The sequence below is a fragment of the Paraburkholderia sp. BR10936 genome (assembly GCF_040965735.1).
Lineage (GTDB): Bacteria > Pseudomonadota > Gammaproteobacteria > Burkholderiales > Burkholderiaceae > Paraburkholderia > Paraburkholderia nodosa_A.
This window is the reverse complement of record NZ_JBFRCM010000015.1, coordinates 13,530-34,628: the sequence shown is the minus strand read 5'-3', so window position 1 is coordinate 34,628 and position 21,099 is coordinate 13,530. Positions and strand designations below refer to the sequence as shown.

19 protein-coding genes and 3 pseudogenes are annotated in these 21,099 nt (G+C 61.7%); 17 read left to right on the top strand and 5 right to left on the bottom strand.

Annotation, left to right across the window (positions count from 1 at the left end):
* Positions 1-42: 42 nt before the first annotated feature.
* The 3 genes from AB4Y36_RS27625 to AB4Y36_RS27615 all read left to right on the top strand — a co-directional run bounded on the left by AB4Y36_RS27625 (position 43) and on the right by AB4Y36_RS27615 (position 2,152).
* Positions 43-300, top strand: a complete 258-nt coding sequence (locus AB4Y36_RS27625) for a hypothetical protein (RefSeq protein WP_368684691.1) — start codon at positions 43-45, stop codon at positions 298-300.
* 416 nt (positions 301-716) lie between these two features.
* A complete protein-coding gene (locus AB4Y36_RS27620; RefSeq protein WP_069266362.1) occupies positions 717-1,616 on the top strand; it encodes a LysR family transcriptional regulator in 900 nt (299 codons plus the stop codon).
* A 14-nt stretch (positions 1,617-1,630) separates the two neighbouring features.
* Positions 1,631-2,152 (top strand): DUF1269 domain-containing protein, encoded by a 522-nt coding sequence (locus tag AB4Y36_RS27615; RefSeq protein ID WP_368684690.1) that lies wholly within the window; start codon positions 1,631-1,633, stop codon positions 2,150-2,152.
* A 212-nt stretch (positions 2,153-2,364) separates the two neighbouring features.
* Here the strand turns inward: AB4Y36_RS27615 and AB4Y36_RS27610 are convergent, their stop codons facing one another.
* Together AB4Y36_RS27610 and AB4Y36_RS27605 are read right to left on the bottom strand one after the other, a co-directional pair.
* Positions 2,365-2,697, bottom strand: a complete 333-nt coding sequence (locus AB4Y36_RS27610; protein WP_069266285.1) for a DUF6566 family protein — start codon at positions 2,695-2,697, stop codon at positions 2,365-2,367.
* A gap of 34 nt (positions 2,698-2,731) precedes the next feature.
* Positions 2,732-3,190, bottom strand: a complete 459-nt coding sequence (locus AB4Y36_RS27605) for a hypothetical protein (protein ID WP_218108667.1) — start codon at positions 3,188-3,190, stop codon at positions 2,732-2,734.
* Between the two features lie 647 nt (positions 3,191-3,837).
* On the opposite strand from AB4Y36_RS27605, the pseudogene AB4Y36_RS27600 reads away from it, so the two are divergent.
* The 4 genes and pseudogenes from AB4Y36_RS27600 to AB4Y36_RS27585 form a co-directional block, all read left to right on the top strand.
* A pseudogene (locus AB4Y36_RS27600) lies at positions 3,838-4,011 on the top strand (encapsulin); the annotation flags it as partial.
* A 41-nt stretch (positions 4,012-4,052) separates the two neighbouring features.
* Entirely contained in the window at positions 4,053-6,860 is a 2,808-nt protein-coding gene (locus tag AB4Y36_RS27595; protein ID WP_368684689.1) for an ATP-dependent Clp protease ATP-binding subunit, read from the top strand.
* A gap of 308 nt (positions 6,861-7,168) precedes the next feature.
* Positions 7,169-7,330: pseudogene (locus AB4Y36_RS27590) on the top strand (LysR family transcriptional regulator); the annotation flags it as partial.
* A gap of 117 nt (positions 7,331-7,447) precedes the next feature.
* Positions 7,448-7,573, top strand: a pseudogene (locus AB4Y36_RS27585) (nitric oxide dioxygenase); the annotation flags it as partial.
* Positions 7,574-7,598: 25 nt separating this feature from the next.
* Here AB4Y36_RS27585 and AB4Y36_RS27580 read toward each other — a convergent pair.
* Positions 7,599-7,838, bottom strand: a complete 240-nt coding sequence (locus AB4Y36_RS27580) for a hypothetical protein (protein ID WP_368602994.1) — start codon at positions 7,836-7,838, stop codon at positions 7,599-7,601.
* A gap of 349 nt (positions 7,839-8,187) precedes the next feature.
* Positions 8,188-8,928: an IclR family transcriptional regulator gene (locus AB4Y36_RS27575; RefSeq protein ID WP_368684688.1), complete on the bottom strand. Its 741-nt coding sequence runs from the start codon at positions 8,926-8,928 to the stop codon at positions 8,188-8,190.
* A gap of 195 nt (positions 8,929-9,123) precedes the next feature.
* Here AB4Y36_RS27575 and AB4Y36_RS27570 point away from each other — a divergent pair, with 195 nt between their 5' ends.
* The 10 genes from AB4Y36_RS27570 (at position 9,124) to AB4Y36_RS27525 (ending at position 20,305) form a co-directional block, all read left to right on the top strand.
* Positions 9,124-9,825, top strand: coding sequence for an RraA family protein (locus AB4Y36_RS27570; RefSeq protein ID WP_069266278.1), 702 nt, complete (start codon positions 9,124-9,126; stop codon positions 9,823-9,825).
* A complete protein-coding gene (locus AB4Y36_RS27565) occupies positions 9,825-10,781 on the top strand; it encodes a hydroxyacid dehydrogenase (protein WP_368684687.1) in 957 nt (318 codons plus the stop codon). Before AB4Y36_RS27570 ends, AB4Y36_RS27565 begins: the two co-directional genes overlap by 1 nt.
* Before the next feature lie 19 nt (positions 10,782-10,800).
* Complete coding sequence (locus AB4Y36_RS27560) at positions 10,801-11,739, top strand: SMP-30/gluconolactonase/LRE family protein (protein WP_368684686.1); 939 nt, start codon at positions 10,801-10,803, stop codon at positions 11,737-11,739.
* Between the two features lie 82 nt (positions 11,740-11,821).
* Complete coding sequence (locus AB4Y36_RS27555) at positions 11,822-13,198, top strand: MFS transporter (RefSeq protein ID WP_368684685.1); 1,377 nt, start codon at positions 11,822-11,824, stop codon at positions 13,196-13,198.
* 74 nt (positions 13,199-13,272) lie between these two features.
* The gene (locus AB4Y36_RS27550) at positions 13,273-14,445 is read left to right on the top strand and encodes a porin (RefSeq protein WP_368684684.1); all 1,173 of its coding nucleotides are present in this window, start codon (positions 13,273-13,275) and stop codon (positions 14,443-14,445) included.
* A gap of 11 nt (positions 14,446-14,456) precedes the next feature.
* Entirely contained in the window at positions 14,457-15,500 is a 1,044-nt protein-coding gene (locus tag AB4Y36_RS27545) for an amidohydrolase (protein ID WP_368684683.1), read from the top strand.
* Positions 15,501-16,778, top strand: coding sequence for an MFS transporter (locus AB4Y36_RS27540; protein WP_368684682.1), 1,278 nt, complete (start codon positions 15,501-15,503; stop codon positions 16,776-16,778).
* Positions 16,775-18,019 (top strand): MFS transporter, encoded by a 1,245-nt coding sequence (locus tag AB4Y36_RS27535; protein ID WP_368684681.1) that lies wholly within the window; start codon positions 16,775-16,777, stop codon positions 18,017-18,019. Before AB4Y36_RS27540 ends, AB4Y36_RS27535 begins: the two co-directional genes overlap by 4 nt.
* Positions 18,020-18,036: 17 nt before the next feature.
* Complete coding sequence (locus AB4Y36_RS27530; protein WP_368684680.1) at positions 18,037-19,365, top strand: MFS transporter; 1,329 nt, start codon at positions 18,037-18,039, stop codon at positions 19,363-19,365.
* A gap of 61 nt (positions 19,366-19,426) precedes the next feature.
* Positions 19,427-20,305: an amidohydrolase gene (locus AB4Y36_RS27525; RefSeq protein ID WP_368684679.1), complete on the top strand. Its 879-nt coding sequence runs from the start codon at positions 19,427-19,429 to the stop codon at positions 20,303-20,305.
* A gap of 184 nt (positions 20,306-20,489) precedes the next feature.
* On the opposite strand, the gene AB4Y36_RS27520 is transcribed toward AB4Y36_RS27525, so the two are convergent.
* Positions 20,490-20,972 (bottom strand): hypothetical protein, encoded by a 483-nt coding sequence (locus AB4Y36_RS27520; RefSeq protein ID WP_368602984.1) that lies wholly within the window; start codon positions 20,970-20,972, stop codon positions 20,490-20,492.
* Positions 20,973-21,099: the final 127 nt, after the last annotated feature.

The window sequence follows — 21,099 nt, the reverse complement described above, 5'->3', positions numbered from 1 at the left end:
ATTTGAGCCGATCTCCCTGCAACTGTACGGGTTCGATCATGCGTGGTGGAGAAGAGCCCTGACGGAAAGCTGTCCGTTCTTGAGCGGCAAACGCGGTCCTTCTGGGGCACGACGATCGGCGCGGTGACGGGGGCGCTCATCGGCCTGCTCGGTGGGCCGGTCGGCTCGATTATTGGCTTTGCTATGGGGGCGAGCGCCGGGTTGACGGGCCATGCGCTACGTGCGCTGCTTGACGATGAACCGCCATATCGCGCTGCAGAAGGAAGTCTTTTACGCTTGCATCGAGATCGGGTTCGCTGAAGATCAGGACCCCAAATTCATTTTCCACGTGGTACGCGATCGACGTAAGCGCCGGCGTGAGCGGCAGAAAGCGCAACGCGAGCGCGTCCGCAGCCGTGGCACTGTGCAGGCAGCTTGCGCCAGCGCTCCCGGCACTGGGCGATCCAGTTTCCATAACAGTTCAGGGCTGGCCAGTGCTCCAACTGTTATCTACGCTCTTCATCCGGCGCTCGTGCATCCAAACTGTACTCTACTCAGTGAGTGCGATTTGTGCGTTCCACGCATGAGTCCCCCCTCTTACTCTTGTTCCATCGCCACGTCGCCTCTTCTGGATGCGACGCAAGAATTGGAGCTAAAGAAATGAGAGGAATCGTATGTCAACGCCATTTACGGAAGGACGCACCGCGAATATCCCCGGCCACGGCAGGGAACGCAATGTGAATCTGCTGGAGGCTATGCGGATTTACGTCAGAGTCGTGGAAAGAGGCAGCATCTCGGGCGCAGCGAGAGATCTGGACATCGGCCAGCCGGCCGTCAGCGAGCGCATCGAGCGGCTCGAAAAGTACCTTGGATGCCGCCTGCTGCTGCGCAACGCGCGCGCCTTCAAGTGCACACCTGAGGGAACCATCTTCCATGAACGCAGCAAGGCCGTTCTAGGCGCTGTGGAGCAAGCCGTGGCCGAAGTCTCGAACGACGAACAGGCAATGAAGGGCGCGATCCGTATTGCAGCGCCGCATTGCTTCGGCGAAACCCTTTTGCCGGAGGGCGTCAAGCGCATCCGTGAAAGCTATCCGCGCATCGACATCGAGCTCGTGCTCAACGACAAGGTCACCGATCTTGTCACCGAGGGCGTCGATATCTCGTTTCGTCTCGGACAGCTGGGCGACGGTGCGTACATCGCGTGGCCGCTTGGGGACATCGAACGCGTGCTCGTTGCTTCGCCGGATTATCTGAGCCGCAGCGACGCGATCGACGACCTGGCGGATGTCTCGCGACACAATCTGATCCGCGTGAAGGGTGCTTTCGATGCGGACCTGCTACCCATCTGCCGGGACGGCGCGCTCATCGATTCCGTGCCGGTTCAGACGATCATCAAGACGACGCATTGGCGTCCGATGTATGAACTGGTCTTGGCTGGACTCGGGCTCGGTGTGCTCGAGGCGCCGGCCGTGAAGGACGCCCTCGCGACCGGCGAACTGGTGCGGGTGCTTCCCCAATATGAAGTGCCCGCGCTTGCCCTGAACCTGCTGATCCAGCCGCAGCGTCCAATTGCCCTGCGGGTCCGCAAAGTCGTCGACACGCTCAGAAGCTACATCTCGGAGGCGTTGAACCCATAGTTAATATCGGAATAATGTTCAATGACGCGAGCATCCCGATTGACTATCTTGAAGAGTCCCGGATGATGATCACAGGAGAGGGCATGACTCAGAAACTGATCGTGGCAACGTTTGGCAATCTGGAAGTCGCTCAAAGAGCTTCGCGCGATCTGCACAATTTCGAAAAGGACGATGACTTCAAGATTGAAAGCGGCGTGATGGTCGAAAAGACTTCGGACGGCAAGCTGCACGTGCTGACGCAATACAGCGAGCCGCACTGGGGCGTCGTGATCGGCGCAGTAAGCGGTGCGCTGATCGGTCTGTTGGGTGGGCCGCCCGGCGCAATCGCGGGCGCTGTCGCAGGCGCGGGTGCCGGGTTCGCGGGTCGGGCGCTGGAGCACGTTCTGGACAAGAAGCTAACGGGCGCGATTGAACTCGAACTCCGTCCGGGGACCTTCGCGCTCATTCTCGAAACCAGGAATCCGCCTGACAATGAAGTGGAGGACGTCGTGCGCGGTTATGGCGGCAAAATCTTCACACAATCTCTATCGTGGTAAGGCGTTGCGTTGCAGCCTGATTCGCACGCGGCACAGCTTCACCATCCCGGGAAAGGGTCGACCGATATGAGTCGCCAACGCCGGACCAGCTTCGGGTCATCGTAGACGAGTGCAAGGTCGCAATCGATCACTACGCCAACAATGTCGACGACAGTTGATGCGGCGCGGTACGGCCACGGTGCATGGCGTGATTCGACTGCGCTAGCGGGCCCTCAATGCGCATCGAGATCGCGGACGATCTGCTGCGCTTCCTGCGAGGTTTCGAGTCTGAAGAACCAGCGCTCCGCGTGCTCGCGAACGGCGACCCACGAGCGATCCTGGCGGTCGTTCTTTATACGGTCGATGAATTTGCAGCCTCGCTCGAGGCCATCCCGATTGGCCTCCGTCTCCGTCAACCATTCCGGCTGGACGGTGTCAGGGCTGCAAACAAACAACCGGCCGTCGCGACGAATCTCCACGTGCGCGATCCAGCCGCCGCGCTCGTTGTTGCGGGATCGTGTCGTTATCACAAACCCGTTGTACGTCACATTCCCGGTTGGCACCATCCGGGGTCTCCGTGATTACGCAGGCTGCTGGTCGTCAATCCGCCGGCGCGGCCGGCCGTCCGGTCGTCGAGGTTCTCATCTCCTGCACTGCGCGATGAATTGCTTCCGTTAGCGTATTGTTAACTTCAATGAGGCTGCGCATTTCGTCCTGCAGTTTCAGGAGTGCCTCGGCGTCCTTGTAGGTTTGCAATGCCTGCTTGTCGGATGCCGCTGCTGCCACCTTCTGGCCGACCATGATTACCGAAAGCAGTACGAGCTGCAAAAAGGTCTGGGCGATCCACGCAACGAGCGCTGAAATGCCGCTTTGGATTGCCGAGGGTAAGCTCACAAGTGCAATCGCCGCAAAGACATAAGCGCACCACATTGTCCCCACCACATTGGTAATGGCGACCGCAATCTTGCCGTTCAGCCCCACATGTTCGTGCGTAGTCAGGTGCGGCCCGGCTTTTTTGGGCGCATCCACACGCGCGCTCGCCTCATTATCGAATTTCATCACTGAACCCCGTTGGAAAGCGCTACCGGACCGGCGGCAGCTGACGAAACCAAAAATCAAGACCCCGTGATCAGGTCGGGGCCGAACGGGCGCCTCATGCATTTCGTGTGAGCAATGCAATGCATTTATCGCCACATTGGACAAATCGTACATCGAAATTCACCACGCAAAATTATCGGGTTCCTCTCTTGAACCCGATACCTGATATCGTGAATTGGCTCGGTCATGAATTCGCCGATATAAAGTATCGGATGGCGAGATGTTCACATCCGCTGAATCCGACAATAGAATTCAATCGTCAAATTGTCCCTTTTTGGTTTCGCCGCGATTTCCCCCAACCCCGGGCGTGGTCTTCCGGATAGTCCACGGTGTATTGAAAGGCGGCTTCTCGCCGTACTGAAACAGTGTGATTCAACGTATTGACTGCGTGGATATCACACATCGTTATTCAGGAGTCTCCCGATGAAGAGGCCAGGTACCGAGCCGCAAGCCGTGATGCGTTCCGTCGGCGCCTTCGCGAACTTTATTGCGGCGACGATCGACCTGCGCTTCGAGCTGGCCGCACACTTGCCCGACAACCGCGGCGACGCCACCACGGTCGTGAACAGCGACCCCGGCTCTCGCACCTGGAACGCGCGCGCCATGATACACGCGGGGGCGACTACGAGCTCCATTTCGGCGAGGAGCTTTCCATCGGCTATCTTGGCCACACCGACACTACGGTCAGGCTGTATCTGCGTGAAACGTTCACTTTCTTGATGCCAACAAGCGAAGCGTCGGTGCCGGTTGCCCTTTCACAGGCAACGGACGGCGCCCGCTGACTTCTTCAGGTTAACCCCCAACGGTTAAAGGTGCTTCGATCATGGCTACACTCTGCGATATCTGCCACGCTCGCCCCGCTGTTGCGCGAGTCGTTGTGACCGAGAACGGCGAGCGAAAGTCGCTGTCGATCTGCGACTATCACTATCGACAGCTGATGCGCCACCAAAGCATGCTGAATCCGTTCGACTCTCTGCTCGGCGGGGGCGGCGATCTGTCCGGTCTCCTGAGCGGGTTCGGAGACGAGTCCGGACTGAGCGCGAGTGTGCCTCGAGAGTCCGTCGACGCAACCGATGCATTCAGTGAACAGACCATGGAGCTGCTCCAGCGCGCGGCGGAAAAGGCCCACGAGTTACACCGCACCGAGCTGGATACGGAGCATCTGCTTTACGTGCTCGCCGACACCGACGTGTGCGCGGCGCTACTGAAAGAGTTGAAGCTCTCTCCCCAGGACATCAAGAGCTATATCGACGAGCACGCAAAGCACGGGACCGCCAGCGACGACGAATCGCTCGAGAGAATGACCGTATCGCCGCGTCTGAAAAAGGCATTTCAGTTCGCATTCCAGGCCTCCCGCGATCTCGGACACTCCTATGTTGGCCCGGAGCATCTGCTGATCGGCCTTGCAGCCGTCCCGGAAAGCCTGGCGGGCACGCTGCTGAAGAAGTATGGCGTAACGGCTGAGGCGCTGCGCCAGAAGGTCGTAAAGGTCGTCGGCAAGGGCGCGGAAGACGGGCGTGTCGAAACACCCACCGGCACGCCGAACCTCGACAAGTTCGGCCGCGACCTTACCGCGCTCGCTCGCCAGGGCAAGCTCGACCCGGTACTCGGTCGCGCTCAGGAAATTGAAAGCACGATTGAAGTGCTAGCGCGCCGCAAAAAGAATAATCCTGTACTCATTGGCGAACCGGGCGTCGGCAAGACCGCGATTGTTGAAGGACTCGCACAACGCGTCGTGAATGGCGATGTGCCTGAAGTGCTGCGGGGCAAACGCCTCGTCGAGGTCAATATCAATTCGATGGTCGCCGGTGCGAAATACCGCGGCGAATTCGAGGAGCGCGCCAAACAGTTGATCGACGAGGTGACGGCCAAGCAGGACGAACTGATTTTGTTCATCGATGAGCTGCATACCATCGTCGGTGCCGGACAGGGCGGCGGTGAAGGTGGCCTCGACATCGCGAACGTCTTGAAACCCGCGCTTGCGCGCGGCGAACTGAGCCTCATCGGTGCGACTACACTCAACGAGTACCAGAAGTACATCGAGAAGGACGCGGCGCTGGAACGTCGATTCCAGCCGGTGCTCGTTCCAGAACCCAGCGTCGAGCAGACCATCGTTATCTTGCGCGGCCTGCGGGACAAGCTTGAAGCGCACCACCAGGTAACGTTCTCTGATGACGCATTCGTCGCTGCCGCGGAGTTTGCAGACCGCTATATCACCTCGCGCTTTCTCCCGGACAAGGCCATCGACCTGATCGATCAGGCCGCCGCGCGCGTGCGCATCGGCGCCACGTCCCGGCCGGCCGACATCCAGGAACTCGAAGCGGAAGTTGCCCAGCTCAAGCGCGAGCAGGACTACGCGTCGTCGCGCAAGCGCTTCGATGAGGCCAAGGCATTCGAGGAACGCATCAACGACAAGCAGAAACAGCTCGATGAGCAGATGGAATCATGGCAGCGTAAAACCGGCACAGAAACACTGGAAGTTACGGTAGCGTCCGTCGCAGAGGTCGTCTCGCGCCTTACCGGTATTCCTGTTGCCGAGCTCACGCAGGAGGAACGTCAAAAACTTCTGAAGATGGAAGACAAGTTGCGAGAGCGCGTGGTCGGTCAGGACGACGCGGTCGTGGCGGTGAGCGATGCCGTTCGCCTGTCACGCGCGGGCCTGGGTCAGGAGCACCGCCCCATTGCAACGTTCCTGTTTCTCGGGCCGACGGGGGTCGGCAAAACCGAGCTCGCAAAGGCGCTTGCGGAGAGCGTTTTTGGGGACGAGCAGGCAATTATCCGTATCGACATGAGCGAATATATGGAGCGCCATGCCGTCGCCCGGCTTATCGGCGCCCCGCCTGGATACGTGGGTTACGACGAAGGCGGACAGCTCACCGAGCGCGTGCGGCGGCGCCCGTATAGCGTAATCCTCCTCGACGAGATCGAGAAAGCGCACCCCGATGTCTACAACGTCCTTCTGCAGGTGTTCGACGACGGTCGTCTCACAGACGGCAAGGGCCGCGTGGTCGATTTCAGCAACACGATCATCATCGCGACGAGTAATTTGGGCGCCTCGATCATCATGGATAACCTCGAGCAGCCAGAGGCGCAGCGCAAGGGCGAAAAGGAGGTGCGCGGGGAGCTGATGAAGGTGCTCAAGGGCCACTTCCGTCCAGAGTTCCTCAACCGGATCGACGATATCATCGTGTTCCATTCCCTTTCAAAGGAGAATATTCGCGCGATCGTACAGATTCAGCTCGATCGCGTAGTTCGCACTGCAGCCGCACAGGACATCACGCTCAAGGTGAGCGAGTCGCTGGTGGACCATCTGGTCAATGTCGGCTATCAACCGGAATTCGGTGCGCGCGAACTGAAACGGCAAATCCGCCAGGAAGTGGAAACACGCCTTGCAAGGCAAATACTCGGCGACACGCTCAAATCCGGCGATAGCGTGGCAATTGACTACGACAAAGAAAGCGAAGAAGTGAAATTTAACAAGCTCGAGCCGGCAGCCACGTCTGAGCCGCAGATAGGCAATGGCGCTGAATCTAAAGAAGACGCAGACAAGGCCGCACCTTCGACCGGAGCCGCCTCCGGCAAGGGGCGCAAAAAGCGTAGCGACAAAGAGTCGGGGCGGAACGCCAGCTAAATAGTCAGGAATGAAGTGGCGCCCGGTGGTTAAACCGTTAATTCTTTAACCTCCGGCGCCCATTCTCAAACTTTTCTACCGTATTGAACGACATCGGGCGAGAACAGCCATCGCCCGTGAGCGACCTTGCGCGCGCCGTTACGTTGTTTACGCCTCGATGACTTAAACATGCAATATAGATTCACTCGATTCGTTGTCGGAAAAAGCATCTTCTTCTGCCGGGAAGCATACGCGGTGTCTCATGGAGGCTATCCTTCCGGCACCCGTTGTCTGCCTCCTGTCGCGCTTCGGCGTTGCGGAGACCGCCTGTGAATTTGCTGGAGGCCATGCGTATTTACATCCTGGCAGTTGAACGCGGAAGCATCTCCGGTGCGGCAAGAGACGCCAATATCGGCCAGCCGGCAGCTAGCGAACGTATTGAGCGGCTCGAAAAATATCTCGGCTGTCGCCTTTTGCTACGCAACGCGCGCACGTGCCCGGTCTGCTCCGCACACTGACCGTGAACGACTGCCCTGAGCGCGAACCATACCGCGCCGGCTAGGCATGATCCATGCCGGGATACAGCGAGTTCGCTTTGGTGGTTCTCACTCGGGCTCCGGCAGATTCGCCAGTACAGCCTTTCGGATATGCCCAATGGAAAGAGCTACCGAATTTCGGTCAAACGCGAAGGCGGAGGCGGAACAATTCCGTCGGGGTTTGTTTCGTGCCTGCTGGCCTACTGCGAGGAATGCCGTCTGCTCATCCCCCGAGTTCCTGGAACGCATGCCCGTTCGCCTCCAGGTTCTTCAGCGTTTCAGCATCGAGCTCGCTTTGCCAGATGTGACCGGAAAACTGCCACTTTTTTGGGTCGGCAAGATCGGGCAAACCCATGCCTTTGCGCACATAAAGTCCCAGCGTCGGCTTGGCGAGATTGATATAGAAGTCGAACTCCTGCTGCTGTTGCGGTGCGGGGGTCGTTGCGGGTTGCTGCGGTTCCATGAGTCCTCCTCCTGGCGGTGTTGCGAGCACGCCGTGATGCGCATCCCTATTCTTTCCCGGCCTGGGTCAGCCATCGTTTTTCACAAAGACGAGGATACATCTTTCGGGCGCAGCATACGCCGTTGGATGAGTAGCTTTCATGTCGATCGCAGGCTTTGCGGACCTCTTAAAGAATCGATGAGCAATGCATCGATACGATAAGATACGTATTCCTATCTAAACCGTAGGAATATACCCTCGCGTCGCCCCGACGTTCCCCCCGCGGTGCATAGCCGGGTACGATTTTCACCAAAGAAACTTTGACGCACGAGCCTCAGCAGAAGCTCCAGTCGGAAGCGCAACGCCACGCTCATGCAGCGGCGGCCTCCCTCCCCGGAGCGAGGCCGCCGTACATCCGCTCGCACAGTCCAACGCTTGCACCGAGCTTCCTCGACAGTTCCGATGCGGCGCGCAGCATCACCGTCGCGATGTCGCCCGACGTACGCGCGGCGTCGAGCCGCGACGCCGGTCCGGAGAGCGTGAGCGCAGCCATGAACTTGTCGCCGGACCCGAAGATGGGTGCCGCGAATGCAGCCGTATGGAGATCGCGCGCCCCCGACGTGAAAAGCGGCAGCTCAGGCGTCGTGTCGAATATCGCTTCGCCTAGCCCCCAGAATCTCAAGACCTGACCGATCGCCGTATCGTCGAGCGCGAACACGGTGCCGGGCAGCCGCGTTTCGCGCAGACCTTCGGATGGCTCCGCGCGGAACAGGCAAAGGCGCTGCGAGTGATCGATGACGTAGTACGACGCACTCTCCTTCGTCGACGTCGCGAGCGCATGAAGTGCCGGCTCGACCACCGACGAAAGATGGAACGACTGCTCATAGAGCTTGCCGAGATACAGCACGCGCGGCCCCAGCGAATACGAGCCGCTGTCCGAGCGGATCACGTAGTTCATGCGCTCTAGCGAATTCATCAGGCGATAAACAGTCGTCTTATGCATGCCCGATGCTTGCGACAGCGCCGCGAGCGACAGCGACTCGGCACCCGGCCTGAAGATGTCGAGTAGCGAAAGCGCCTTCTCGACAGACTGCACCCCTTCGTTTCCCATCGTCCCCTCTCCAGTTTCTGTTGCTCGATTGTACATCGTACAACATTCTGCTCTAATGTTTTACTATGTACAACTGTGTTGTACATAGTGGAGGGTAAACGAGGATGGCAGGTGCGCCTTACGCACCGTTATAGTGATTTCACATTGTACAACCGCGTTGTACCACGTGCAACGCAATCGAAGAGGTTGATTACCATGAGCGCATCTCCCAGCATCACGCCCGCCATCGTTCGCGACATCACGCGCGTCTCGCCCGAACTCGTCAAAGCCGCGTCGCAATTCCAGGCGGCCATTCTCGCCGACGTCGCGGGACGTCGCGGCACGCTGCATGGCCGCGTCAAGCCGGTCGCTCCCGGCATGAAGGTCGCGGGCCCCGCGGTCACAGTGGAGGTTCGTCAGGGCGACAACCTTGCCATTCACGCCGCGCTCGCCATCGCCAAGCCGGGCGACGTGATTGTCGTTGACGGCAAGGGCGACCTGTCGTGCGCGCTCATCGGCGAAATCATGACGACACAGGCCCACGAAAGCGGCCTCGGCGGCCTCGTCCTCGACGCCGCGGTGCGCGACTCTGCCGAACTGGCGAAGAACGGCTTTCCCGTGTTCGCCGCTGGCCTCAACCCGTGCGGCCCGACCAAAAGCGTGGCAGGCCGCGTCAATTTCCAGATTTCCGCGGGCGGCGCGACGATCAACCCCGGCGATCTCATCGTCGGCGATGCCGATGGCGTCGTCGTGATTCCGCGCGAGGACGTCGAGCGCATTCTCGTACTGGCGCAACAGAAGGTCGACGCGGAAACCGCGCGTATCGCCGCCATCCGCAAGCGCGAGGCGCTGCGCCCGGCGTGGCTCGACAAGGAACTGCGCGCAGCGGGCATGCTCGCCGAAGGCGAGGTCCTGTAATGAGCGCTTCGACGCAAAAGCCGGCCCTTATCGTCACCGGCCCCGATCTCGCAGCGGAAGCGCTCGAGATGCTGGGCGACTTCGAGGTTGTATTCGCGGGCCGTCAACCGACAGAGGGCGACCTTGTTGCGCTCTGTGCCTTGCACAAGCCCGCTGCCATCATCGTCCGCTACGGGAAGATCAACGCGCGCGTCATGGACGCCTGCGGTGGCAACCTGCGGGTCATCTCCAAACACGGGAGCGGCATCGACGTCATCGACCAGACCGCAGCCGCTGAACGAGGGATCGCCGTGCGCGCCGCCGTTGGAGCCAACGCGGCGGCGGTTGCCGAACACACCTGGGCGCTCATTCTCGCCTGCGCGAACTCGGTGCCGCAGCTCGACGGGCGCATGCGTGCGGGCCACTGGGACAAGTCCACGCACAAGTCTCTCGAACTTGCTGGTCGCACCATCGGCCTCGTCGGGCTTGGCGCAATCGGGCGGCGTGTAGCGGCAGCCGCAACGGCATTCGACATGCGTGTGCTAGCGTTCGACCCGTACGCGAAGGAAGCTCCCGCCGGCGTTGCGCTCGTCAGCCTCGACGAACTCTTCTCCTCTTCCGACATCGTATCGCTGCACTGCCCGCTAACCGACGAGAACCGCAAGATGATCAATGCGCAAGCACTCGGCAAGTTCAAGGCGGGCGCGATTCTGGTCAACACGGCGCGTGGCGGCTTGATCGACGAAGCCGCGCTTGCCGAGGCGCTCTCGAGCGGCAAGCTGCTCGCGGCCGGCCTCGACAGTTTCGATGTCGAACCGATGCCCTCGCCCCATGTGTTCCAGGGCATCGCGAACGTCATTCTGTCGCCGCATATCGGCGGCGTCAGCGACGCAGCGTACGTGAACATGGGTAAGGGTGCGGCGGCGAATGTGATCGCCGTATTCGAAGAGCATGTGCGCAGCGCTTTGCAGTCCTGATCGAAAACGCAGGTTCGATATGTTCTATCTCAAGCAGCCGGAAATCCGCCAGGCGGACGTGTTCACCCGCATGCCGGAGCACTTGCGCAAAGCAGGCGTGCAAACGGATTGGTCCAGAGCGAATCGCGGCGGGCAGCCGACCGACTCATTCCTTGAAGGTCCGGTCTGGAGCCCGTCCGGCCATCTCTATGTGACCGACATCCCGCACGGCCGTGTGTTCCGTATCTCCGCCGCCGGCAAGTGGGAGCTCGTCGTCGAATACGACGGCGAGCCGAACGGCATGAAGCTCGTCGATGACGGCCACCTGCTCATCACGGATTACCGCAACGGCCTGATGCTGCTGGATATCGAACGCGGCGAAGTCACGCCATATCTCGAGCGGCGCAACACGGAACGCTTTCGCGGCGTCAACGACCTCACGTTCGACTCGAAGGGCAACCTGTATTTCACGGACCAGGGCCAGACGGGCCTGCACGACCCGACCGGGCGCGTCTACCGGCTCACGCCCGAGGGCAGGCTGGACATGCTGCTCGACAACTGCCCGAGCCCGAACGGACTCGTGCTTTCGCCCGACGAAAAGGTGCTCTACGTGGCGATGACCCGCGGCAACTGCGTATGGCGCGCGCCGCTTCAGGCCGATGGCTCGGTGAGCAAGGTCGGCCAGTTCTTCACGTCGTATGGCCCGAGCGGCCCGGACGGCCTGACCATCGATAGCGCGGGAAGGCTCTTCGTCGCCAATCCGGGGCTGGGTCGCGCGTGGGTGCTGAATCACCTCGCAGAGCCCGAACTGATCTTGACCAGCCCTGCGGGCGCTTCGCTGACGAACCTGTGCTTCGGCGGCCCGGATATGAAGACACTTTTCATGACCGAATCTGTCTCCGGCACCGTGCTGAAGGCCGAGCTGGACATCGCCGGGCCCCTTCCCAAACAGGCAAAAACGCCAAACCAGGCGACCTGAAGAAAATTGCCGGCAGCGCGCAAACGCCAGCCGGCTTCGAGACAGCAAGTTGCATCGAGCAAAGAGCAACTGAGGAGCGCACATGCAGTTCTCCCAATCCCTCCGCGAGGCGGTTTCGTCTACGGACAATAAGGATGCCGAATCGACTCCTGCGTCGATGTCAGCCGCACAGCACGCTGAAAGCGAGCGCACGCTTGCGCGCGCGTTCCGGCGCATTCTGCCGTTCATTTTCGCGTGCTATGTGATCAGCTATCTGGACCGCACCAATGTCGGCTTCGCGGCGCTGACGATGAACAAGGATCTCGGCCTGACCGCGCAGCAATTCGGCGTGGGTGCGGGGCTCTTCTTCATCGGCTATTTCCTCTTCGAGATTCCGAGCAATCTGATCATGCAGAAAGTGGGCGCGCGTATCTGGATCGCGCGCATCATGATCACGTGGGGCTTGATCTCGATGGCGACGGCCTTCGTTGTCGGGCCGAAAAGCTTCGCCGCCGCGCGCTTTCTGCTCGGCATCGCCGAAGCCGGCTTCACGCCGGGCATCTACCTGTATTTCACGCAATGGTTCCCGGGCAAGTGGCGCGCGAAAGTCACAGCGGCCTTTCTCGTCGGCATTCCCGTTGCGAACATGATCGGCTCGCCCGTATCCGGCGCGCTGCTCCAGCTCGGCGGCCTGCACGGGTTGCGCAGCTGGCAATGGTTGCTGCTCATGGAGGGGCTGCCCGCGATTGCGCTCGGTATCGCTTGCCTCTTCATCCTCGCAGACCGCCCCGAAAAGGCCCGCTGGCTGAGCCGCGAGGAAAAGGACGTGCTCGCGCATCGCCTCACGCTCGAACAGCGCAGTATCGCCGGCAAACACGGCTCCAGCCTGCGCGACGCCATGACGAACTGGCGCGTGTTCGTGCTCGCCTTGATCAACTTCTGCGGCATTGTCGGTTCGATCGGCGTGGGCCTGTGGATGCCGCAGATCATCAAGCAGTTCGGCGTCGGCCACGCAACGGTGGGCTGGCTCGCAGCCATTCCCTATGCGCTCGGCGCCGTCGTGATGCTCTGGTGGGCACGCCTCGCGAACCGTGCCGCACATCGCATTCCCTACGTGGCCGGTGCTCTCGTCATCGCGGCCGCCGCGCTCGCGATCAGCGCGATGCTCGACACGCCGCTCCTCAAGCTCGTCGCGCTGTGCGTGACCGTGAGCGGCATCCTGGCGTTTCAGGCGACCTACTGGGCGATTCCCTCCGGCTTCCTCACCGGCCGCGCCGCCGCGGGCGGCATCGCGCTGATCGTTTCGATCGGCAATCTCGGCGGCTTCGTCGGACCGTCGATGATCGGCGCCATCAAGGATATGTCCGGCGGCTTCACCGTGCCGCTACTCGCCGTGGCCGCCGTGCTGCTGCTCGGCGCGCTGACGATCGCATGGCTTGGCGACCCCGGCGCGGGCGTGGGAGAGGAGCCGAACGCCTGAATCATTTTTTCGCTTTTTCGTTGTCCGCTTCTCGCCAAAATCCGCACGCACTCAAACCAACAACCGGAGACACCATGCAGGAACACAAGACCTACACGACGCACGCCTTCACGCGCACTTCGCCGCGAGCTTTCGCGGCGACGGCAACGGCCGCGGCAGCAACGGCGGCATTCGCCCTCGCGCCGCAGGCCGCTCACGCCCAAAGCAGCGTGACGCTCTATGGCATCGTCGATGTGGGCATCGAGCACATCAACAACACGCCAGGCGGCGGCGCGACCACGCGCGAAGTGTCGGGCAATCTCTCAGGTTCGCGCTGGGGTCTCAAAGGCGTAGAAGATCTCGGCGGCGGCATGAAGGCTATCTTCACGCTCGAAAACGGCTTCAACGTCAACGACGGCACGAGCGCGCAGTCGACCAAGGGCCTGGGCGCGAACGCGGCGACCACCTCGCGCCTGTTCGGCCGCCAGGCGTGGGTGGGCCTCACGTGGCATGGCCAGCAGATCACCTTCGGCCGCCAGAATTCGGTGCTCTACGATCAGGCCGTCGTGTTCGATCCGATGGGTGCATCCTCACGCTACTCCACGCTCTCCATCGACTACGCAACGGCGGGCCGCGTGGACAATTCCGCGAAGTACGTGGGCGCCTTCGGCCCCGTGAGTGTCGCTGCGATGTACAGCACGCGCTACGACACCGGCTATGGTAGCGAAGTGCCCGGCGCGCAACTCACGGGCCGCTACTTCGGCGGCTCGCTCACCTACGCGGGCGGACCGCTCGCCGCCAGCCTCTCGTACGAGCAGCGCAACAGCAACACGGTCGCGACCAACACTGCCACGGAGCGCCGCGCCACCGCCGCCGCAACCTGGCTCGTCGGCAGCTTCAAGGCGTTCGCGGGCTATCGCTACCTGCAGGCGTCGCGCGCCTTCCTGCCCGCGAATCCGATCGGCGCCGCCAACGGCTCGCAGTCGGGTGCGGCCAATCTCTGGTGGGCCGGCGCGAACTACGCGTTCACGCCCGCCTTCTTCGTGACGGCGGCCGCCTATTACCAGGACGTGCACGGCAGCAGCGCCGATCCGTGGATGTCCGTGCTGAGCGCCGACTATCTGCTCTCCAGGAGCACCGATATCTATGCCACCGCTGCGTTCGCACGCAACAAGGGCGGCTCCGCGCTCGGTGTGAACGGCTACGGCACGGTCGCGGCGAATTACGACCAGACCGGCTTCGTGGTCGGCATGCGCAAAAAGTTCTGAGCAAGAAAACCATGCAGATCGTCCCCGCCCCGCATCTTCCAGTTCGCGACGCCTGGCTCGCGTTGCATCGCGAAGATGCGCTGCTGCCGGAGCTTCCCATCGTCGATGCGCATCATCACCTCTGGGACCGGCAGACAGGCCGCTATCTCGCCGACGAGTTCCGGCAAGACATGGCAGCCGGGCACCGCATTGTATCGACGGTGTTCGTGCAGTGCCGCTCGATGCTGCGAACCGACGGCCCGGATGCCATGAAGCCCGTGGGCGAGGTCGAGTTCGCCAATGGCGTCGCCGCGATGTTCGCGAGCGGGACGTATGGCGCGATGCGCTGCTGCGAAGCCATTGTCGCCGGTGCGGATCTTGCGCTGGGGCATGACGTCGATGCAGTCATCGAGGCGATGATCGAGGTCTCCGGGGGCAGATTGCGCGGCATCCGCAACCCGTTGGCGTGGCACGCGGACGAACGGGTTCGCTCGAGCCCGGTGACACCGCCGCGCGATCTCATGCAGAACGCGGCGTTCATCGACGGCGTGCGCACGCTGGGCCGGTACGGACTCTCGCTCGATGTCTGGGTCTATCACACCCAGCTCGACGCGCTGTTCGAACTGGCGCGCCTCGTCCCGGACGTCACCATCGTCATCGACCACTTCGGCGGCCCGGTCGGCGTCGGTATTCACGCCGGCCAAACGACGCAGACGAGAGCGGCGTGGTCGGCATCGCTGCGGCGTCTCGCCGCCCTGCCGAACACACGGCTCAAGCTCGGCGGCGCCGGAATGCCCGTGTTCGGCTTCGACTTCGCCCAGGCCGAGCGTCCTCCTGCTTCGGAAACGCTCGCAGCCGCGTGGAAACCGTACTTCGACGTCTGCATGGAGCTATTTGGCGCCGAGCGCTGCATGTTCGAAAGCAACTTTCCCGTCGACAAGGGCATGTTCAGCTACACCGTCCTTTGGAACGCTTTCAAGCGACTCGCCGCCAGCGGATCGATGACGGAGAGGTCGGCGCTTTTCAGCCGCACCGCTACAACGACATACGGCCTCCCGGTACCAGGAGACGAGTAAATGAAAGTGAACACCCCTATCGCCGGCGGGGCGCCCGCGAGTACGAAGCGCGCCGGCATCCGCTCCGTGACTGTGCCTGAGTGGCGGGCGCTGTCTCTCGCGGGACTCGGCTGGACGTTCGAGAGTTACGACTCCTTCCTGCTCTCGCTCCTGCTGCCGACACTCGCCTTGCAGTTTGGCCTCACGAAAGGCCAACTCGCCGTGTTCACGAGCATCACGGCCGCCGGTCAGATCATTGGCGGCATCCTCTTTGGCTATGTGTCGGATCGAATTGGCCGCGTGCGCACCGCGCTGCTCTGCATCGGCATCTATTCCCTCTTTTCGGGCCTGCTCGCAGTCGTGCCGAACGAGCACTGGTTCGCCGTCACGCGGCTGTGCGGCGCGCTCGGCATGGGCGGCATGTGGACCGCCGGCGCGGCGCTGGTGGCGGAGACCTGGCACGCGAGCCGGCGCGGCAAGGGCGGCGCGCTCATGCAGATGGGGCTTCCCATTGGCGCGATCATCGCGATCAGCATCGCGGGCATCGTGACCGAACTGAATGGCGGATTGGGCGGTCAGGGCTGGCGCACGCTGTTCCTCATCGGCGCCGCGCCGTTCTTCATCCTCTTCTGGGTTGCGCGCAAAACTCCGGAATCTCCGATCTGGCTCGAGCGCAAGGCATCCGCACAGCGGGCCGCCGCCAGCCGGAACGCGCCGCGCGCACAGCTCAACGTCCGTGGCTTGCTCACAGCTTTCTTCTTCATCTTCTTTCTCCAGTACCTCTACTGGGGCGTGTTCACCTGGACGCCGACCTTCCTCGTCACGGTCAAGCACTTTGATTTCGCACACAGCCTGAAATTCGTGCTTGCACTGCAGTTCGGCGCCATCGCAGGCTTCCTGCTTTTCTCGGCGCTGGTCGACAAACTCGGGCGTCGCCCGATGTTCATCGCGTATCTCCTCGTGGGGGCGGTGGCCGTCGGCGTGTACATCGGCTCGGCGGAGCCGTTGTTGATTCTGTGCGCGATCTTTCTCACGGGGTTCGGCGTCAACGGCATCTTCGCGGGCGCCGGTCCATTCCTCGCGGAAGTGATTGGTGACACCGCTTCGCGCGGCTTCCTCATGGGCCTCGCCTACAACGGCGGGCGTCTCGGCGGCTTTATCGCGCCTCTCATCATCGGTTCGCTCGCCACCACGCCCAGTGGTTTCGTCGAGGGACTCGCGACGACGATTGTTGCCTTCGCAGCCGCTGCGGTCGTCGTTCTGTTTGCACCTGAAACGCGTGGGAAGACGCTCGCATGAATACGGCGGCACGTCAAAGTGCATTTTACGACCGGCTCTTCCCGGCGCTCGCGGAGCCCGCGCTGCGTCGCTACGCATGCGGGCAGGTGCTTTCCGTACTCGGCAGCTGGACCCAGAACATCACGCTGAACCTGCTCGTCTATCATCTCTCGGGCAAGGCCTCCGTATTGGCACTCCTGAATTTCCTGCTCTACGGACCTCAGCTGATCGTCGCACCCGTGGCCGGCTCGCGCATCCGCGCCGCGAATGCACGCCGCGCCACGCTCTGCGTACTTGCCACGTCATTGACGCTGACGTCGATCCTGCTCGTTCTGTGGTTGGCTGGCGCACTCGGCGTGAAGCTCATCCTCCTGCTCGCGCTGGCGATTGGCATTTCGAGCGCAATCGAGGCGCCGGCGCGGCAGCTCCTGCTCGTCAGCAGTCTGCGCAATCCTTTGCTGACGTCCAACGCGGTCGCCATGAACACGATGGTCTACAACGTCGGACGCATGGTGGGTCCGAGCATCGCCGGGTTCGTCTATCCGCTGCTGGGGCCGGCGGCGGCTTTCGCGATGTACGGGTGCGCGTTGTGCGTGATGGCGATGTGCGTGCGTTCGATCCACCCCGCCAATCTTTCGGCGCGTTCGCGCGCGGACGGAGGCGGACTCCGGGATGCCGTGGGCTACGTCCTCTCGGATATGTTTTCCGCTCGCTACCTTCCGACGCTTGCCTGCATGGGCCTTTTCGCTGCGAGCTATCAGACGCTGGTGCCGCTGCTTGCCGACCACGCCTTTCATAACGCGGCGCGCTATACGGGCATTTTCTTCGCCGCTGCGGGCGGCGGCTCGCTCACTGCTGCGATTCTGCTCTCGTCCGCGTGGGGGCCGCGTGCAACCAGGAAGCTGCTCGCTTTCGCACCGTGGCTCGCTGTCACCGCGCTTTTCACGCTGGCGTTCACCAACGATGCCAGCCTTTCCGTGCCCGCTTTCTGCGTGCTCGGCTTCAGCCTCACGTTTTCAGCAACCTATACAAACGCCACCATCCAGCAGCGGTGCCCGGACCACGTTCGCGGCGGACTCGTCGGCATGTACGGCATGGCCTACAACGGCACGATGCCGTTCGGCTATCTGCTCGTCGGTACCGTGTCCGAAGCGTTGGGCGTGCGTTCGACTTTCACGGCGATGGCGATCGTGCTCGCATCGAGTGTCGTCGCCATTACCGCCCTGCACCATTTCAAGCAACGCCGCACAGGCGCACAATAAACGCATTGGAGACGCGCATGAACATTTCCAGCACTGATTTCGCAACCGAAGTGGAGACCCGGACCATCAAGAAAGTCGTCCTGCGTCTCGTCCCCTTCCTCATGCTCTGTTACCTGCTCGCATTCATCGACAGAGGCAACGTCGGCATGGCTTCGTTGCAGATGAACAATGACATCGGTCTGTCTGCACAGGTATTCGGATTTGGCAGCAGCCTGTTTTTTGTCTCCTATTTCATCTGCGAAGTGCCGAGCAACCTCGCGCTCCAGAAGTTTGGTGCGCGTGTGTGGCTTGCGCGCATCATGATTACATGGGGCCTTGTTTCCGCCGGCACCGCGCTGGTTCGCTCGCCGTCGAGCTTCTACGTGCTGCGCTTTCTCCTCGGTGCCGCAGAGGCCGGCTTCTTCCCTGGCGTGCTCCTTTACCTGTCGTACTGGATTCCGGCGAAGTATCGTGCGCGCATCATCGCGACTTTCATGGTCGCCATCCCGGCGGCAAGCTTTATCGGCTCGCCGATTTCCGCCGTATTGCTGCATATGGACGGATTCGCGGGCATTCGCGGGTGGCAGTGGCTGTTCATCCTTGAAGGCATCCCGACGGTCATTCTCGGCTTGATCTGCCTGAAACTGCTTACCGACAAGCCGGCGCAAGCGACCTGGCTGAAGGATGATGAGCGCGAATGGCTCACGGCAGCGCTCTCGCAGGAAAAACGGGAACCCAAAAAAGTCGCTCAGATGTCCCTCGCGAAACTGTTCTGCAACCGCTACGTCCTCTGCCTCGCGCTCGTCGATGTATGCGCGTCGGGTGCGGGGAGCACGCTCTCGGTATGGCAGCCACAGTTGCTGAAGTCATTCGGGCTGACGGTCATGCAGACCGGCCTCCTCAATGCGGTTCCGTACGCGCTTTCCTCCGTCCTGATGGTCTACTGGGGACGTAGCTCCGACCGCCGCCAGGAGCGACGCTGGCACACTGTCATCCCCATGCTGCTTATCGGCCTCGGCCTCTTCGGCACGTCGCTGAGCGGCTCGCTCGGGCCAACCATCGTCATGCTCTGCGCGGTTCTCGTCGGCGCGTACGCCTTCAAGGGACCGTTCTGGGCACTGGCCTCCAGCATGCTTTCGAACAGCACGGCCGCAGCTGGACTGGCCACCATCAACGCCATCGCCAACCTGTTGGGCGGCGGCCTTATGGTCAACGTCTATGGATGGGTGAAGGGCGCAACGGGAAGCTACGCGCTCGCGCTGATGCCGCTCGGCGCGCTCACCCTCGTCAGCGTCGTCACGCTCGTGTTGCTCACGCGCCCCGGCTCGGGCAAGCAACTCCACAAGAACAAAGTCGAAATCGCCTGAGATGCAGACCACTCGCAGAAAGTTTCTCGCCGCGATCGGCGCGGCTGGAATTACGGCCAGCATGCGCGCGTTCGGCGCTGAAGAAGAAGTCTGGTCGACGGGTGTCAATCCGCCGTCGATCAAAATGCCGGCAGGTGCTATTGATTGCCACATGCACATCTACGACGACCGCTTCCCCGTTGCGCCAGGCACTTCGCTTCGGCCGCCAAATGCGACAGTCGAGCAATATCGACACCTGCAGAAGCGCCTCGGCATTCATCGCAACGTTGTCGTTACACCGTCGACTTACGGAACCGACAATCGCTGTCTCATCGACGCACTTCGGCAGTTCGACGGCAACGCGCGCGGCGTAGCCGTCGTCGACACATCGGTGACCCGCGAGCAACTCGATGAAATGAATACGGCAGGCGTGCGGGCCATCCGCTTCAACCTGAGCTATCCAGGTGCCACGACCATCGACATGCTTGCGCCTCTCGCAGCGCGTATTGCACCGCTGGGCTGGCACATCGAACTTGTCGTCCAGGGTGCCAGGCTGCCGGAACTCGCACCACGCCTGAACGCCTTGCCGTGCCCGCTGGTCATCGACCACATCGCGCACATCCCGCAACCGGACGGCCTCGGCTCGGAGGCAATGAAGGCCGCGCAGCGCCTCGTCGACAACGGGAAAACGTGGGTCACGCTCTCCGGACCATACGTGGATACAAAAGCCGGCGCTCCCGCCTATGCAGACGTGGCGCCGGTCGCCAAGGCCTTGATTGCGATGGCGCCCGACCGGATGCTGTGGGGAACCGATTGGCCGCATCCTACGGAAAAAGCGCGCAAGCCGGACGATGCCTTGCTGGTCGACGTCATGGCTTCGTGGATAGGACGAGCGGACTGGCAGGAGAAGATCTTCGTCAAAAACCCGGAGAGGCTTTATGGATTCGTGGGCGCAGAGTGAGCGAAACAAATGGTTGTGAGGGTGTACTGAGGCGGAACGGCCACGTCCGCCGCACGCTTTTTCGCGAAACTTTGGGCGCTTTCCTCTGTCGATCGCGCACTGAGATTGCCCGGTTTGATGGACGGATTTGCAGTCGGCGATCTGCGGGAGCATCGTGGCGTCCAATACCTGCTTCCCCTCGCCCTCACCAAACCGGAAACACGACGTCTGGTTGCGGCGTAAATTCAATGCCCGAGTCGGGGCAGGATACGCGTCCCCTGACGGCAACCCGCTGTTTCAGATACGGCAGCAGGAGCGTGGGGGATGGTTCGCCCCCCTCTCCAAGAAGGATGTCGGACACCACCTTGTGGTTGCAGGGCGAGGTGGAGGGGCGATCCAGCATGATTGTCGTATAGTCACCCGGCGCATACTCCCCGCTGCCACGCTGGACAGTCCCGGTGATCCAGATGTCGTGTTGCAGGGGCAAAGTCGGCAGCGGCGGGCTGGCTGACATGGCGTTCTCTGACCATAATCCGGCAATCACAATTGCCGGGACCAAGGCACACAATCGTCTGTTCATGGTGCAAGCCTCTTGACGTCCAGTGACGCTCCCCTGCATGTCACGTTTTCCTTTCACTTCCCTGAAGCATGCCGCCGTGCGTACGTGCCTCACGACGAGCGTGTGCATACGGATCTCCAGTCCGTTGCGTATCTCGACTCTCAGCCGTTCCATTGAAGCACTCACCTTCGCGCGGGTACCGGTATCGCACCCTCCATGCGGTGCTCGCGCGAAAACCGCTCCGAACGCGGCGCTG

Excerpts from the sequence above, each read along its gene's own strand:
- AB4Y36_RS27615 (WP_368684690.1), top strand. The coding sequence starts at position 1,631 with ATGTTCAATGACGCGAGCATCCCGATTGACTATCTTGAAGAGTCCCGG.
- AB4Y36_RS27610 (WP_069266285.1), bottom strand. The coding sequence starts at position 2,697 with ATGGTGCCAACCGGGAATGTGACGTACAACGGGTTTGTGATAACGACA.
- AB4Y36_RS27605 (WP_218108667.1), bottom strand. The coding sequence starts at position 3,190 with ATGAAATTCGATAATGAGGCGAGCGCGCGTGTGGATGCGCCCAAAAAA.
- AB4Y36_RS27595 (WP_368684689.1), top strand. The coding sequence starts at position 4,053 with ATGGCTACACTCTGCGATATCTGCCACGCTCGCCCCGCTGTTGCGCGA.
- AB4Y36_RS27580 (WP_368602994.1), bottom strand. The coding sequence starts at position 7,838 with ATGGAACCGCAGCAACCCGCAACGACCCCCGCACCGCAACAGCAGCAG.
- AB4Y36_RS27575 (WP_368684688.1), bottom strand. The coding sequence starts at position 8,928 with ATGGGAAACGAAGGGGTGCAGTCTGTCGAGAAGGCGCTTTCGCTACTC.
- AB4Y36_RS27570 (WP_069266278.1), top strand. The coding sequence starts at position 9,124 with ATGAGCGCATCTCCCAGCATCACGCCCGCCATCGTTCGCGACATCACG.
- AB4Y36_RS27565 (WP_368684687.1), top strand. The coding sequence starts at position 9,825 with ATGAGCGCTTCGACGCAAAAGCCGGCCCTTATCGTCACCGGCCCCGAT.
- AB4Y36_RS27560 (WP_368684686.1), top strand. The coding sequence starts at position 10,801 with ATGTTCTATCTCAAGCAGCCGGAAATCCGCCAGGCGGACGTGTTCACC.
- AB4Y36_RS27555 (WP_368684685.1), top strand. The coding sequence starts at position 11,822 with ATGCAGTTCTCCCAATCCCTCCGCGAGGCGGTTTCGTCTACGGACAAT.
- AB4Y36_RS27550 (WP_368684684.1), top strand. The coding sequence starts at position 13,273 with ATGCAGGAACACAAGACCTACACGACGCACGCCTTCACGCGCACTTCG.
- AB4Y36_RS27545 (WP_368684683.1), top strand. The coding sequence starts at position 14,457 with ATGCAGATCGTCCCCGCCCCGCATCTTCCAGTTCGCGACGCCTGGCTC.
- AB4Y36_RS27540 (WP_368684682.1), top strand. The coding sequence starts at position 15,501 with ATGAAAGTGAACACCCCTATCGCCGGCGGGGCGCCCGCGAGTACGAAG.
- AB4Y36_RS27535 (WP_368684681.1), top strand. The coding sequence starts at position 16,775 with ATGAATACGGCGGCACGTCAAAGTGCATTTTACGACCGGCTCTTCCCG.
- AB4Y36_RS27530 (WP_368684680.1), top strand. The coding sequence starts at position 18,037 with ATGAACATTTCCAGCACTGATTTCGCAACCGAAGTGGAGACCCGGACC.
- AB4Y36_RS27525 (WP_368684679.1), top strand. The coding sequence starts at position 19,427 with ATGCGCGCGTTCGGCGCTGAAGAAGAAGTCTGGTCGACGGGTGTCAAT.
- AB4Y36_RS27520 (WP_368602984.1), bottom strand. The coding sequence starts at position 20,972 with ATGCACACGCTCGTCGTGAGGCACGTACGCACGGCGGCATGCTTCAGG.